Origin of the sequence: Synechocystis sp. LKSZ1 (genome assembly GCF_040436315.1) — a bacterium.
GTDB lineage: Bacteria > Cyanobacteriota > Cyanobacteriia > Cyanobacteriales > Microcystaceae > Synechocystis.
In genome coordinates this window covers 3,575,917-3,590,722 of record NZ_AP031572.1, presented here as the reverse complement: position 1 = coordinate 3,590,722, position 14,806 = coordinate 3,575,917, and the positions used below count along the sequence as shown (strand labels likewise).

Annotated in this window: 16 protein-coding genes; 11 read left to right on the top strand and 5 right to left on the bottom strand. The window is 49.0% G+C overall.

The features are described from left to right. The first annotated feature begins 118 nt into the window (after positions 1–118). The 7 genes from nuoH (at position 119) to ABXS88_RS16255 (ending at position 4,225) form a co-directional block, all read left to right on the top strand. Entirely contained in the window at positions 119–1,237 is a 1,119-nt protein-coding gene (nuoH, locus tag ABXS88_RS16285; protein ID WP_353673095.1) for an NADH-quinone oxidoreductase subunit NuoH, read from the top strand. A 66-nt stretch (positions 1,238–1,303) separates the two neighbouring features. Next, positions 1,304–1,891: an NAD(P)H-quinone oxidoreductase subunit I gene (gene ndhI / locus ABXS88_RS16280; protein ID WP_353673094.1), complete on the top strand. Its 588-nt coding sequence runs from the start codon at positions 1,304–1,306 to the stop codon at positions 1,889–1,891. 66 nt (positions 1,892–1,957) lie between these two features. Then, entirely contained in the window at positions 1,958–2,554 is a 597-nt protein-coding gene (locus tag ABXS88_RS16275; protein ID WP_353674836.1) for an NADH-quinone oxidoreductase subunit J, read from the top strand. Positions 2,555–2,616: 62 nt separating this feature from the next. Beyond that, a complete protein-coding gene (gene nuoK / locus ABXS88_RS16270; RefSeq protein ID WP_353673093.1) occupies positions 2,617–2,928 on the top strand; it encodes an NADH-quinone oxidoreductase subunit NuoK in 312 nt (103 codons plus the stop codon). Between the two features lie 220 nt (positions 2,929–3,148). Further along, positions 3,149–3,364, top strand: a complete 216-nt coding sequence (locus ABXS88_RS16265) for a DUF2997 domain-containing protein (RefSeq protein ID WP_353673092.1) — start codon at positions 3,149–3,151, stop codon at positions 3,362–3,364. Between the two features lie 58 nt (positions 3,365–3,422). Further along, positions 3,423–3,809: a DUF1257 domain-containing protein gene (locus ABXS88_RS16260; protein WP_353673091.1), complete on the top strand. Its 387-nt coding sequence runs from the start codon at positions 3,423–3,425 to the stop codon at positions 3,807–3,809. Continuing rightward, entirely contained in the window at positions 3,809–4,225 is a 417-nt protein-coding gene (locus ABXS88_RS16255; protein ID WP_353673090.1) for a ferredoxin, read from the top strand. The genes ABXS88_RS16260 and ABXS88_RS16255 overlap by 1 nt, the downstream gene beginning before the upstream one ends. Here the strand turns inward: ABXS88_RS16255 and ABXS88_RS16250 are convergent. Both ABXS88_RS16250 and ABXS88_RS16245 read right to left on the bottom strand, forming a co-directional pair. After that, the gene (locus ABXS88_RS16250) at positions 4,212–4,868 is read right to left on the bottom strand and encodes an NAD(P)H-dependent oxidoreductase (RefSeq protein ID WP_353673089.1); all 657 of its coding nucleotides are present in this window, start codon (positions 4,866–4,868) and stop codon (positions 4,212–4,214) included. The two genes, ABXS88_RS16255 and ABXS88_RS16250, sit on opposite strands and share 14 nt — an antisense overlap. A 126-nt stretch (positions 4,869–4,994) precedes the next feature. Next, positions 4,995–6,230 (bottom strand): hypothetical protein, encoded by a 1,236-nt coding sequence (locus tag ABXS88_RS16245; protein WP_353673088.1) that lies wholly within the window; start codon positions 6,228–6,230, stop codon positions 4,995–4,997. A gap of 193 nt (positions 6,231–6,423) precedes the next feature. Between ABXS88_RS16245 and clpB the strand changes: the two genes are divergently transcribed. Further along, the gene (gene clpB / locus ABXS88_RS16240; protein WP_353673087.1) at positions 6,424–9,042 is read left to right on the top strand and encodes an ATP-dependent chaperone ClpB; all 2,619 of its coding nucleotides are present in this window, start codon (positions 6,424–6,426) and stop codon (positions 9,040–9,042) included. Between the two features lie 191 nt (positions 9,043–9,233). Here the strand turns inward: clpB and ABXS88_RS16235 are convergent, their stop codons facing one another. Beyond that, positions 9,234–9,866: a TetR/AcrR family transcriptional regulator gene (locus ABXS88_RS16235; RefSeq protein ID WP_353673086.1), complete on the bottom strand. Its 633-nt coding sequence runs from the start codon at positions 9,864–9,866 to the stop codon at positions 9,234–9,236. A 122-nt stretch (positions 9,867–9,988) separates the two neighbouring features. Continuing rightward, positions 9,989–10,678: a class I SAM-dependent methyltransferase gene (locus tag ABXS88_RS16230; RefSeq protein ID WP_353673085.1), complete on the bottom strand. Its 690-nt coding sequence runs from the start codon at positions 10,676–10,678 to the stop codon at positions 9,989–9,991. Positions 10,679–11,072: 394 nt separating this feature from the next. On the opposite strand from ABXS88_RS16230, the gene ABXS88_RS16225 reads away from it, so the two are divergent. After that, entirely contained in the window at positions 11,073–11,555 is a 483-nt protein-coding gene (locus ABXS88_RS16225) for a YbjN domain-containing protein (RefSeq protein WP_353673084.1), read from the top strand. Positions 11,556–11,558: 3 nt separating this feature from the next. Here the strand turns inward: ABXS88_RS16225 and ABXS88_RS16220 are convergent, their stop codons facing one another. Further along, on the bottom strand, positions 11,559–12,785 hold the full coding sequence (locus tag ABXS88_RS16220; protein WP_353673083.1) for an FAD-dependent oxidoreductase: 1,227 nt from the start codon (positions 12,783–12,785) through the stop codon (positions 11,559–11,561). A gap of 127 nt (positions 12,786–12,912) precedes the next feature. On the opposite strand from ABXS88_RS16220, the gene ABXS88_RS16215 reads away from it, so the two are divergent. Both ABXS88_RS16215 and ABXS88_RS16210 read left to right on the top strand, forming a co-directional pair. Further along, positions 12,913–13,269, top strand: a complete 357-nt coding sequence (locus ABXS88_RS16215; protein ID WP_353673082.1) for a DUF2605 domain-containing protein — start codon at positions 12,913–12,915, stop codon at positions 13,267–13,269. 36 nt (positions 13,270–13,305) lie between these two features. Then, a complete protein-coding gene (locus tag ABXS88_RS16210; RefSeq protein ID WP_353673081.1) occupies positions 13,306–14,787 on the top strand; it encodes a TM0106 family RecB-like putative nuclease in 1,482 nt (493 codons plus the stop codon). Positions 14,788–14,806 lie beyond the last annotated feature (19 nt).

Below are 14,806 nucleotides of genomic sequence, written 5' to 3'. Positions count from 1 at the left end.
CTAGTTCTTGGCATAGAGTTAGACAAATCAAAAACAGAGAGTCGCACCAGGCTATACGAAGCGAGAGAATTTCTTTACAATTATCAGCAATGTGAATACCTTGGGAAGCACTGCCACCATGAATGCAGGAATTGACCTCAAAAACAGCTTTATTGACTCCCTTCAAAATCTAGGCCTCCCTCCCGGTGCCGCTAAAACCCTTTGGATTCCCCTGCCGGCAATCCTGATGATTATTGGGGCAACCGTCGGTGTCTTGGTTGTGGTGTGGTTAGAGCGGAAAATCTCGGCGGCGGCCCAACAGCGTATTGGCCCTGAGTATGCTGGCCCCTTAGGCGTTCTACAGCCCGTAGCCGATGGCATCAAGTTAGTTTTTAAAGAAGATGTTGTTCCCGCCAAAGCCGATCCCTGGCTCTTTACCCTGGGGCCGGTACTGGTGGTCTTACCTGTATTTTTGTCTTATTTGATTGTGCCCTTTGGCCAAAACTTAGTCATTACCGATTTAAATGTTGGTATTTTTCTTTGGATTTCTCTCTCCAGCATTGCGCCCATTGGCCTATTGATGTCTGGCTATGCCTCCAACAATAAATATTCCCTTTTGGGCGGCCTACGAGCGGCGGCCCAATCCATTAGTTACGAAATTCCCCTCGCTTTTGCGGTCTTAGCCATTGCTCTAATGTCCAATAGCCTCAGCACCATTGATATTGTGGATCAGCAGGCTGGCTACGGCATTCTGGGATGGAATATTTGGCGTCAACCCATTGGTTTTATTATTTTCTGGATCGCGGCCCTGGCGGAATGCGAACGTCTGCCCTTTGACCTACCAGAAGCAGAAGAGGAATTGGTGGCGGGCTATCAAACCGAATACGCCGGCATGAAGTTTGCGCTGTTCTACCTTGGTTCCTACGTTAACCTCATCCTCTCGGCCCTGGTCTTTTCCGTGCTATACCTGGGGGGTTGGGAATTTCCGGTGCCCCTGGATCACTTTGCCCAATGGTTGGGAGTGAGTGAAACCACTTCCTGGCTCCAGGTCGTTACGGCATCGTTGGGCATTGCTATGACTGTGCTCAAATCCTATTTCCTAATTTTCATCGCCATTCTGGTGCGCTGGACGGTGCCCCGTGTGCGGATTGACCAACTGCTCAACCTCGGCTGGAAATTTCTGCTCCCGGTTTCCTTTGCCAATCTCCTGATTACTGCCGGTCTTAAATTAGCTTTCCCGTTGGCCTTCGGCGGTTAGACCCTGACCTTTCCCAAGGTTCAACAAAGACAATTTTCGCTAGCCTTCCCTCGACTGGAGTCTCCTATGTTCAACATTCTCAAACAAGTCGGCGACTACGCTAAAGAAAGCCTCCAAGCTGCTAAGTATATTGGCCAGGGCCTGGCTGTGACCTTTGACCATATGAGTCGTCGGCCCATCACCGTTCAATATCCCTACGAAAAGCTCATTCCCTCAGAACGTTTTCGGGGCCGCATTCACTTTGAATTTGACAAGTGCATCGCTTGCGAAGTTTGCGTGCGGGTTTGTCCCATTAATCTCCCCGTCGTGGACTGGGAATTTAACAAAGCCATTAAGAAAAAGGAACTCAAACACTACAGCATTGATTTTGGTGTTTGTATTTTCTGTGGCAACTGTGTGGAATACTGCCCTACCAATTGTCTTTCCATGACGGAAGAATACGAACTCGCCACCTACGACCGTCATGAATTGAACTATGACAACGTGGCTTTAGGGCGCTTACCTTACAAAGTTACCCAAGACCCGATGGTGACGCCCCTGCGTGAATTGGGCTACTTACCCAAGGGGGTACTGGAACCCCACGATTTACCTAAGGGCAGTCAGCGGGCCGGTCAGCATCCGGAAGACTTGGTGAAATCCAGCGAGAAGGCCTAACAATCCAAGGGGCATTTTTGCAAGACTGAAAATTTTTATTGTGCAATTTGTAGGAGGTTAATGACCGTGAATTTAGCGGATGGAGTTCAGATTGTCTCCTTTGCCATCCTGGCCCTGCTGGTGTTAGGGACTGCCCTAGGGGTTGTTCTGTTATCGAACATTGTTTATTCCGCCTTCCTATTAGGGGGAGTTTTCATCAGTATTTCGGGTATTTATATCCTGCTCAATGCCGATTTTGTCGCTGCGGCTCAGATTTTGATCTACGTCGGTGCGGTTAATGTTTTAATTCTCTTTGCCATCATGCTGGTCAATAAGCGGGAGGATTTTGCCGTAATCCCAGGACGCTGGCTCCGTAAGGCAGCTACTGCCGTCGTTTGTGTCGGCATTTTTGGCCTTCTGAGTACGATGATCTTGATCACCCCCTGGGCCCTGGCGCCGGTTGCAGAAACAGGTATTAGCAATACAATTGTGTCCATTGGCAAGCACTTTTTCAGCGATTTTCTTCTGCCCTTTGAATTGGCTTCTGTCCTGCTCCTGATGGCGATGGTAGGGGCCATTATTTTGGCTCGGCGTGACCTGATTCCCGATTTAAGTGCGGAAGAACCGACGGCCACGGCCCTGACCTTGCCCGAACGGCCCCGAGAATTAACCGGTATTGAATAGTCACCGACAGGGGCTAGGTTCAATGCCCCTTATTTGCTCCTTATTCTCAACGCTAACATCCCATGCATTTACAACTCCAGTATTGCCTTGTCCTTGCCGCAGCTCTTTTTTGCATTGGTATCTATGGCTTAATTACCAGTCGCAATGCCGTACGGGTTTTGATGTCCATTGAATTACTTCTGAATGCGGTCAATCTCAATCTGATGGCCTTTTCTAATTTTCTTGACCCTTCCGAAATTAAGGGACAAATTTTCGCCATTTTTGTGATCACGGTGGCGGCGGCAGAGGCTGCCGTGGGTTTAGCGATCATCCTCGCCATTTACCGTAACCGCGAAACCACAGACATGGAACAATTTAACCTGCTCAAATGGTAGGAAATTCTCAATAGTCAGAATTGAAGTAATGCTGGGTGTTGACTGTTTTTCAAGGTAACAATAGCAATCTTGATTTAATTGGAGTCGGAGACTCGCCAAAAGATTAATTTTTGTTAAGATTAAGGTTGTTCTGCTCCAAGCTTTCCGGAAAAGTTATCTAAAATCTGTAGCTAAGCTTTGACCGTTGTAGACCTGTTGAAACCCTCCGAGAGGACGACCGATGGCAATGGAAACCCTAGAATTTATCATTTATCCCGATGGTCGGGTCAAAGAAACCGTCACGGGCATCATCGGTAAATCCTGTGCGGAAGTCACTGCTCTCATCGAAGCCCAACTGGGAGTAGTTATTTCTCAGAACACCACGGCCGACTATTTTGCCCAAAATCCTACGGTGTCATCCCAGGTAAACCAAAGTCATTCCCCAATGAGTTGGTAGCTCTTGGCCTTGTCCCTCGGGGTTTTTGATTCATCCTTTCTTAAAACTGTTTAGCCCCATGTCCCACTTTAGCAACATCAAAACTCAAATCCGTAATTTAGATACCCTCAAGACCACCCTCAGCAATCTTGGTCTCTCCTGGAAGGAAGGCCCTTGTGCTGTTCGTGGTTACCAAGGCCAAACCCTGGAAGCGGCCCTCGTCCTTGAGCAAGATAATGCCTACGATATCGGCTTTGCTTGGAATGGCCAGGCCTACGAAATGGTCACGGATCTACAGTATTGGCAACAGCCCCTATCCGTGGAGGGCTTTTTACAAAAAATCACCCAAGGCTACGCCCTGGAAACCGTTTTAACCGAATCCAACAAGCAAGGATTTCAGGTGGCCGAGCAACAAACTCAGGCTGATGGCTCGATTCGCTTAGTGGTTCAACGCTGGAGTGCCTAATGTCAGACTCCTTTTCCCCTCTATCTCGTTCAGGCCAAGAGCCGGAATTAGGGGGGGATTTGCGTCTTTTTCCTGAGCGTTCTGGGTATGAACCCGAACTCGGGGGGGAGCTGCGAGAAAAGGGAGTTTACGTGGATGAGATAACCTGTATTGGTTGTAAACACTGTGCCCACGTCGCTCCCCATACTTTTTTTATCGAAATAGAGTACGGACGTTCCCGGGTTTTTAATCAGGATGGAGACTCGGAAGCTGTCATTCAAGAAGCCATCGATACCTGCCCCGTGGATTGTATCCATTGGGTGAACTATAACGAACTCAAGGCCCTGGAGGTGCTACGGCATACCCAGGAAATTAAACCCCTGGGTTTTCCCCAGAGCCATCGCAAGCTAGCCCCGGAGTCGTTTACAGATAAGTGATGACGTCTGCTTGGGCATAACGGACTTTAAGCCGTTGGGCACTGCCATCATCTGCGGCTCGATAACCGGCGGCACAGGCCACCACTGTTTGGTAACCCAAATCCTCTAGCTCCAAGACTTGATCGTAGGCTGACGGATCAATGCCTTCCATGGGGCAGGTGTCAATCCCGAGGAGGGCGGCGGATAACATAAAAAAGCCTAGGGCAATGTAGACTTGGCGAGCCGACCAGGCCTGTTTAGCCAGGGGAGAGTCTAGCTTATCCAGAAAGCTGTTCACTACTCCCCCTAATTTGTCTAAATTTTCCCTAGGGATCTGCTGCACCTCGGCCATACGGGCCAAGTAACGTTCTACATCGGCTTCATCTAAGTCCTTTTTAATCGCTAGAACCACAAAATGCGAGGCATCAACGACTTGTTGCTGATTCCAAGAATGGGAGAGCAGTTGGGCTCGTTTTTCCGGGCTAGTAATGACAAAAAATTTCCAAGGCTGGAGACCAAAGGAAGAGGGGGAAAGAACCAGACTTTGTTCTAAGGCCTGCCACTGATCAAGATTGATTTTCTGGGTGGCGTCAAACTTTTTGGTCGCATAACGCCATTGCAGTTGCGTGAGTAAGCTATCCGGTGTACAGACAGAAGTATTCATTGACAATTTCTGGTGTTTGCATAAAAGGAATTCAAGCTGGTTCCAATTCTAACGCCTAGTGATCCTTTTGGAAAAAGCCTTTTTTTATATCTGAAGCATTATTTTTTAAGTGTGTTTCTTAATACTTCAACGCCTTGACAGTAAGGAATGACCGCACTTACGACAGTAGGGAAGAACAGAATAGGTTAGGCAATGGCATTGCTCACAGGCTTGGTATTGGCCCTGGCCACAATGGGGACAATGGCGGTCGGTGGGGCGTAACTTTTTTGCACAGTAAAAACAGCGATTTTGTTGAATTCGATTGGCCGCTTGGCGTTTAGGATTAAAAATGACTCGTTGGGAGAATTTAATAATAGCAAAACCCAAGAGGGGAATTAGCAGAATATAGATATAGTTGACGAGGAATAATAATTCTCCTACAAGGGCCTGGATGAGATCGAAAAGGCCCTGGAAAATGAAACCGATTTGAAGAAACTGGAAAACTCGAAGAAGCAGGGGGATAGAAAAAATGACTAGCAAATGCCAGCTAATCAGGGCAACCAGGCCATAGTTTTGACGTTGGGCCAAGCGATGCACCCCGAGGGCCACTAAAATCAGCGGGGCCAAAAAAAGCACTTGTAGCAATAATTGCAGGCTAGGATACCAAAACCGGGCCGTTTGATAATCCTTTTGAAGCTGGATAAAACTGGTTTTATCTTCCAGAAGGGCCAGAAAAGTTAAGCTACTGGACTGATTCAGTAAGTCCCTTTTAAGATTGGCAATTTCTTTTTCTAAGCGCTGGATTTGACGACTGTTTTGCTCTAATTGCTGTTTTGCTTTATCAGCTCCAACGGCATTGATCGAGCGGTCGGGAGATTGCCCCGCAATTTTTTCAAGCAAGGTTGAATCGTATTGATTAAGGATATTACTGTTAGCCTCATCCAGTTTCCGAACTTCACTTTGGCGTGTCTGAATTTCCCTGAGCAGGGCCTGGTTGGTTTTACTATTGACTTTGTCCTTTAGGCCACCGTATTGGAGGCAGGTGGCAGAAACCTTACCCAAATGATTGCTTTGGGCCTGGCGATATTCCGTTTGGTAGCTGTGAGTGGGATCGGCAATGATAATGGCATCGTCAATAATTTGATATCTTTTCTGGCTTTGACTATCTTGCTGAAACTGTTGCCATTGGCCATAGCAAGGATAACGTTGTTCTGGACTTAAGTACCATTGGCCAATGTCATCTAAGCCGGAAAAAACATTAACCAAAATAAACAGATCAACAATAATTAAAACAACTAGGCTAACTTTATTGAGGGGCTCATTATTGAGAGTTCTCGACTTACGGAAGGCCTGCTGAAGCCAAAAGCGCAGTTTATTCAACATCGGATTCCTGATCGGAGAATGACACTGCTAAAAGTCTATACGAGGCCTATCCAGTCTGTTCAACACAGCACCACCGTTAGTCATTCTGCCCAGGCCCGCCGGGAAAACCCTACCCCCAGATCCGGAAAACCCCATCCTAGTCCCTGGAAGTGGCCTCCTAAAATTAAGGGAGTAGTCGCCTATGTGAAATTCTATGCAACCCACTAATCCCAATCAATTTACGGAAAAGGCCTGGGAGGCCATCGCCAAAACTCCGGAGATTGCCAAGCAGTACCGGCAACAGCAGATCGAGAGTGAGCATCTCCTGAGGGCCTTGCTGGAACAAGAGGGCCTGGCCAGTAGCATTCTCGGTAAGGCCAATATTAGTCTGGCCCGCCTACGAGAACGGACGGATGATTTTATTAATCGTCAACCCAAGTTGAGCAATCCGACGGATTCGATCTATCTGGGCCGGAGTTTAGATACCCTACTTGACCGGGCCGAAGCTTATCGCAAGGAGTTTGGCGATGACTTTATTTCCATTGAGCATCTCCTGCTGGGATACGCTAGGGACGACCGCTTTGGCAAGGGCCTGTTCCAGGATTTAGGTCTGACGGAAAGCAAACTCAAAGAGATTATTCAACAAGTCCGAGGTAGTCAAAAAGTGACCGATCAAAATCCCGAAGGTAAATACGAATCCCTAGAAAAATACGGCCGTGATCTAACGGAGTTGGCCCGTCAAGGCAAGGTCGATCCCGTCATTGGCCGCGATGAAGAAATTCGCCGCACCATTCAAATTCTTTCCCGCCGTACCAAAAATAACCCAGTCCTGATCGGGGAGCCGGGGGTTGGTAAAACCGCCATCGCCGAAGGCCTGGCCCAGCGTATTATTAACCGGGATGTCCCGGAATCCTTACGGGATCGCAAACTCATTTCCCTTGACATGGGGGCCTTAATTGCCGGGGCCAAGTACCGGGGGGAATTTGAGGAACGACTGAAAGCAGTTTTAAAAGAAGTCACCGAAAGCCAGGGTAATATCATCCTCTTTATTGATGAAATCCATACCGTCGTTGGGGCCGGGGCCACCCAAGGGGCGATGGACGCGGGCAACCTGCTCAAACCGATGCTGGCTCGGGGGGAACTGCGCTGTATTGGGGCCACAACCCTGGATGAGTACCGTAAATACATCGAAAAAGATGCGGCCCTGGAACGCCGTTTCCAAGAAGTCTTTGTCGATGAACCCAATGTTGTGGATACCATTTCCATCCTGCGGGGCCTGAAGGAACGCTACGAATTGCACCACGGGGTCAAAATTGCTGATAGTGCTCTGGTGGCGGCGGCCATGCTCTCTAATCGCTACATCAGCGACCGCTTCCTGCCGGATAAAGCTATTGACCTAGTAGATGAAGCAGCGGCCAAGCTCAAAATGGAAATCACCTCCAAGCCGGAAGACCTGGACGAGGTAGATCGTAAGATCCTGCAATTGGAAATGGAACGGCTTTCCCTGCAACGGGAAAACGACCCGGCTTCCAAGGAGCGCTTGGAAAAACTGGAAAAGGAACTGGCGGATCTCAAAGAGGAACAGTCTGGCCTGAATGCCCAGTGGCAAGGAGAAAAAGAAGTCATTGATCAAATTCGCTCTGTCAAGGAATCCATTGAACAAGTTAATCTGGAAATTCAACAAGCTCAGCGGGATTATGACTACAATCGGGCGGCAGAACTACAATACGGTAAACTCACGGATCTGCAACGAAAAGTTCAAAGTTTAGAAGCTCAATTAGCAGAAAAACAAACCTCTGGTAAATCCCTCCTGCGGGAAGAAGTACTCGAATCCGACATTGCTGAAATTATTGCTAAATGGACAGGCATTCCCATCAGCAAATTGGTGGAATCGGAAAAGGAAAAACTGCTAAACCTAGAAGATGAATTGCACCAGCGTGTCGTGGGCCAAGAAGAAGCCGTTACTGCGGTGGCCGAAGCCATCCAACGGTCTCGGGCCGGCCTATCGGATCCCAATCGCCCTACGGCCAGCTTTATCTTCCTGGGGCCCACTGGGGTCGGTAAGACAGAACTGGCCAAGGCCCTGGCCCAAAACCTCTTTGACACAGAAGAGGCGCTAGTCCGCATTGATATGTCGGAATACATGGAGAAACATACCGTTTCCCGCTTGATGGGAGCCCCTCCGGGCTACGTCGGTTACGAAGAAGGGGGCCAATTAACGGAAGCCATTCGTCGCCGGCCCTATTCCGTGATCCTTTTTGATGAGATTGAAAAGGCCCATGCGGATGTCTTCAACGTCATGCTCCAAATTCTGGACGACGGCCGCCTCACCGATGCCCAGGGCCATGTGGTGGATTTCAAAAATACCATCATTATTATGACCAGCAACCTGGGTTCCCAGTACATCCTGGATGTGGCCGGAGATGATAGCCAGTACGAAGAAATGCGGAGTCGGGTGATGGAGGTGATGCGCAATAGTTTCCGACCGGAATTCCTCAACCGCGTCGATGAAACCATTATTTTCCATGGGCTCCAAAAGGCCCAATTGCGGCAGATCATCCAACTGCAAGTCGATCTATTGGCCCAACGCCTAGCAGAACAAAAACTGGGTCTGAAACTATCGGAAGTGGCCCTTGATTTCCTCGCAGAAGTGGGCTACGACCCGGTCTATGGTGCAAGGCCCCTCAAACGAGCGGTGCAACGTTACCTAGAAACGGCCATCGCCAAGGCCATTCTGCGGGGTGATTACAAACCTGGCGACACCATTCTTGTCGATGTGGAGGGAGAGCGACTCAGCTTCAAACCGCTATCACAACTCGTTGTCACCGCTTAATTGAACCAAGAAGGGGTTGGGGACTAATTGCCCCAGCCCTTTTTGATTTGATGGTTTTCCCAGGGGCCAGTCAGCATCAGTTTATTAGAGACACCCACAATCTCCATACCTCGTTCGATTTAACTTATGGTTGAGGTAGTAGCGTCAAGGTGAGTTGTATGCCAGTCTTAGCACTTAGGACAATTAGCCTGTTACTCCGGCATCAAAACCCCGTGCAAAAAAATATCGGCCAGGCCTTCTGCCATTTCCTGCAGGGCCTGGGGGGAAACCTTGGGATCTAGAGTCTGCTCTGAAAAGCCAGCCACAGCAAACATGCCAAGAAAGACCTGGGCCACGATTTTGGGGTTCATGCGCCGATAGATACCCCTATCCATGGCAGTCTGGAAAAAGGCCTCGGCCACATCAGTCATTTTTTCGATGATCTCGGCCTGGATTCGTTCCCGTAGTTCAGGATGGAATTGCGCTTCGACAAAGCAAACTTGGAATAAATATTTATTTTCCCGGAGATGGAACATCCGTCTTCGCATCACCTGGGCAATGGCCTTGTAGCTCCCCATCTCACTCAATTCTGTGAGTAAATCCGTCAGAATATCAATCCAACCCTGGGTCGCCACCTCCACCAAAATAGCTTTTTTATTGGGAAAGTAACGAAATAGGGTTCCTTCGGCAATATGGGCTACTTGGGCCAAGTCCTTGGTAGTAGAACCATCGTACCCCTTTGTAGCAAATAACTTCAAGGCCCCTTGGAGAATACGAGTACGAGTCGATTCTTCCGGCAGTGAACTTGGCGGATGACTGCTAGATGGATGGCTTGTTCTTTGCATGGTAATCCCCATTGTCCCAATACCCTTCTTTTTTATTGTCCCTGAAGACCCTAATTTGTTTACAACGATAGCTAGGAATCTTCACATACAGGTGTTTTTCCGGTATAATGATTTTAGTATTTTTAAACTGTAAAGCAATACCTGTTACTTTTGTGGTCAGGGCCACATGAGCCATCATCCTCCACATCAAGAATGTGGCCATTTCTTGATTTCACTATCTCTATGACCTCTTCTTTTGAGGTTCCATACATATCTAGCTTATCTTTGCTTGTTTCATCAAATCTTTCGCTACCCCAAGATTCTGGGAACGGCTCAGGTAACTGAAATATACAAAAACCATTCGGCTTGAGAATTCTAACGAATTCTTGTATATAACTCTGGTGAATTGTAGGAGGGGTATGTTGAAGAACAATATGGCAAATTATATAATCAAAACTATTATCATCAAAAACATGAAGACTAGAACAATTATTTGCTAAGTAAGAAATTTTTGCTTGATGCTGATTAAGCTTATTGGCAAGCTCTATCATGCGCGTCGATACATCAACCCCAATGATCTTTTCAAAAAAAGACGCATGCCCCTGAGTGAGTCGCCCCACTCCGCAGCCGAAGTCCAAGGCTTTGCCATAATTAAGGTTTGGATGAATGTGCTTGGCTAAGTTAATAAAGTTTTGAGCATCCTTTCTACCTACCTGAAAAAACTCATCGATATTCCATTTCCCCCCTTTTTTGGTATCATCAGACAGAATTGCCCACAATGGGTCTACCTCTGCCAAATACTCCCATTTTTTCTGTAAATCTGATATATTCATTTTTACTATTCCATCTTGTATTACTACTATTAATTGATTTATTATTGCTTTTTGTTCAATGAACCAGCGCCTGTGAGACCGTAAATACCTCAACTTTCTAGGATCGGGTGAAAAAATTAATGATCTTTCAAAATATCGGAGATATTTTATCAATTCTTGGTTAAGAAGTCAATAAAAGTGAAAAGCTAATAAAATGGCATCAAAGCATACTTTCTCATTCCAGTATGCCCCATTAAGAAATACTTTCGAGTCAACCTACTAAAACGGTACACAAGTGCGATGGAAGGTATGATTCTTGTCTACCTTCTGCGAAAATCTTGGCCCGGTTGCCGCCCTTCCCCTGATAATTGAGCTAGGCATCGCCTGCCGTTGTTCATTTCGCCGCGACAAGTCTATGACTCAGACCTCATCCTTTAGCCTAACGACTCCTGACCAAGGGAGCGAAACCCTAAATGCGACTAGTCACCATGATGTAATCGAAACTGTGATTGGTAGTATGGCCCAGAACAATAGCGCTATGGTTCTCGAAAATGACCAGGGTCAATTTTGGAAATTCCAATATGGTTCTGCGGAAGTTTTCGTGCAATTGACGGGGGAAAGTGATGAAGATCTACTGACCGTTTGGGCCACTGTGCTGACGCTTCCCGTTGAGAATGAAACAGAGTTGTTTAGAACGCTACTGACTCGTAATAGTTCCGATACCCTCGAAACTCGTTTCGCACTGATGAATGATCAAGTCGTCGTTATGCAGCAACGGACGGTGGCCGATCTCTCCCCCGGAGAAATTTCCCGAGCGATTACCTTGGTGGCGGAAGTGGCGGACGACAATGACGATGACCTGCGGGAGCGCTTTGCTAGCGAGTCGTCCAGTGATTAGCCGCTACGTTGCTGAGCGGAACCCTTGGAACTCTTGTTCGATCAGGGCCAGGTGGGGCCGGAGGGTATCTAGCGTCCAGCCCTGTTGATAGCCCAGGGCCAAAAGGGAAATTCCCCAAGGAGCGCCTTCTCCTAGCCAATGGGCCCCCAGCAGTTGTTGTGAGGGGCCAGCGATAATTTTTAAGGTATCCTGCAGGCCCTTTTCGATTTTTGGGGGAGCAGTGTAGTAGTGAATTTGGATACCTTGGCCATAGCGGTCTTTGGCCTGAGCCTCGGTGAGGCCGACGCGAAACCAAGACGGTTCACTGACAATACCGTAGGGCAGGGCCAGATAATCTAGGGAGGAAACCTTTTTTTCCACAAGAAAGGAGGCCAGCCAACGGCTTTCCTGAAGCACGAGGGCGGGCAGGGCGTAGCCCCTCAGCCAAGGGCCACAGACGTAAAGGGCCGGATGATAGGTCTGAAACTGGGCGGTTACGGTAGGGAAATCGAGGCCAAGGGCTGATAGATTCAGGCCCTGGGGCTGGGGATGACCTCCGTTACGGACGACTTGTTCCACCGCCAATGTTTGTTGGGCGTGACTCACCTGGATGGTTTTCCCGTCACGGTGAAGCTGAAGTTGAGTCTCTGGAACGCTGAGAATCGTCACCCCCAAGACCTGGAGATAAACCTGTAACAAATGGGCCAGACTTTGGTCTTCTGCTGGTAGAAGATGGGAATTGCGGGTCAGCAAATAGACGGTTTTACCTTGTTGGGCAAGGAATTGGGCCAAGGCTATACTGGCGGGAGTTGCCCCGATAAGAGCCCAGCTTTGGGGCGAAAAATCCCAGGACTGGAGCCGAAACAGATCCAAGGCCAGGTAGTCAGCGGGGGCCAGACCGAACCAATGAGAGGGCTCCTGGCTATAGCCCCCAGCCAAAAGGTAACGGCTAGCTTGGAGTTGTCGGGTATTGGTTTGAAAAATGGGTGGTAGGCCTGGATAAAAACAGCCTGATTCTGGAACGACATCAATACCAGCGGCAGCCAACTCACTCAGGGCCGCTAACCAGGATTCTGTTGCCAGGGCCAGGCCCGTTAGGGATGGGGGGAAGCCGGCTAACTTCTCCATCATCAACTGGGGTTGTTCCCCTTGACAGACTAGCGCAATCCGTTGGCTGGGCTTTGTCTGGATGGCTGTCCGGGCTACCACAATTCCAGCAAGATTAGCGCCAATAATAACAAGGTCGTACATGAAACGAGTCAAAATAAGAGGAAAGTGAGGCCGTCAAGCAATTTCTGAAAAAGTTGTCAAAAAATGTTAAGAATTATAAAGATAATATCCGTGACAATAAAAATCTTTTATTTAATCCCTATTAATCATGGCTAATCTCTACCCTAGTGAACCAGAACTGCTCAAAACAATCCTTGAGCCGTTGTTAGAAGATTTTAACTACTGGTTTGACCGTGCCCAGCGTTTGCTGGAGAAGGAGCGGATTTCTTTTCTATCCGAAGCGGATCAGACTCAATTATTGGCGCGGGTACAGCAGGCTCAGCAGGAAGTGCAGTCGGCCAAGTTACTCTTTATGGCTACGGGCCAGCAGGTCGGCATCGAAATGCGGGTGCTTATGCCCTGGCATCACCTCGTGACCGAGTGTTGGCAAGTCGCGCGACAATGGCGACAACTCCAGCAACCCCAGGCGGATGCAACGATGCTCCCCACAGGACTGGATAGCTGATATGTCTAGGAGGGTATTTGCCTGGATGGGTCGGCCATGCTAGTGACAGACTCTTTGCTCCTCGACTACAAGCGCTGTCAACGCCGGGCCTATCTCAATGTCTATGGCAATCCTGAAGATCGCAGTCCAGAGCGCGATTTTTTGCTGAAACTGCGTCAAGAAAGCTATAAACACACCCAGAGCGTTCTCCAGAAATTCTACCCCCACTACCAGGAACCCGTTGCGGCGAAAGGACAATGGGAACTCCGGGCCCAGGCCACCCTTCAACTCATGGCCCAGGGAGCCGATTGTATTTACAATGGCTGTCTCACTGATGGCCTCGGTCATTTCCGGGATGGTCAGGACACGCTTCTTCTGGTGGGTTATCCTCCCCTGCTGGTTAGACACCCTGGTCAATCCTGTTGGGGCGATTGGGAATACGTTCCGGTCAGCATCCAGCTTGGCCGCCGGCCCAAACCAGAATACAAGATTCTCGCCGCTTTCTACGCCCAATTAATCGCCGTTCACCAGGGCCATTTGCCGCCCCACGCCGACATTATTCTGCGGCGGGGTAATCTGCATCGCGTGGATTTACTGGAATGGTTGCCCCGCTTTCAGCAGACCTTAATGGATTGCGTCCAGACCCTCGTCCATCGAGGGGAACCAGAGGTCTTTATTTCGCGACAACGCTGTACTCTCTGTCATTGGCATAATCATTGCTATACCTTGGCCCAGGCCCAGGAGCATCTCTCCCTGGTTCCAGGAGTAACCCCCAGTCGTTATGAATCCCTGCAATCCCTCGGGGTATTCACGATCTCTGCCCTTGCAGATATTGCGATGGTGTCTATGGAGGAATTGATGGGGCCAGCCATCGCGGCCCAACTGCAACTCCAGGCCCAGGCCATGGTGGAAAAGCGGGCCATTCTCAAAACACCGCTGAAGGCCAATCCCCTGCCCCAGGCCCCGGTAGAACTCTACTTTGACATCGAAGCTGAGCCGGAGCGCAATCTGGACTACCTTTTGGGCGTCATGGTGGTAGATCACCGCACGGGCAAAGAACAATTCCATGGTTTTTTAGCAGAAACGCCGGAGCAGGAAGCTGAAATCTGGCAGGCCTTTTTGGCTTTAGTGAATCACTATCCCACAGCGCCTATTTTCCATTTTTCGGAATACGAAGTGGAGACCATTAAACGCCTCGCCCAGCTCTACGACACCCCCAAACAGGAACGGAATCGATTACTCAAACAATGCTTTGACCTCCATCGCTACGTGGTGGCCACGGTGACTTGTCCCGTGGAAAGCTATTCCCTCAAGGCCCTGGCCAATTGGCTCGGTTTTCAATGGCGGGATGCCGGGGCCAGCGGGGACCAATCCGTCTGTTGGTACGACCAATGGCTAGAAAGCGGTGAGCGGCAATATCTCCATTGGATTCTGCGCTACAACGAAGACGACTGTCGGGCCACTTGGGTACTCAAGGATTGGCTAGGGCAATTTCTGGCCCTGAATCTTGAGGCCGGAAGCGTTGGCAAAACTCGCTAGGCTAGAGAAAGAACTGAAC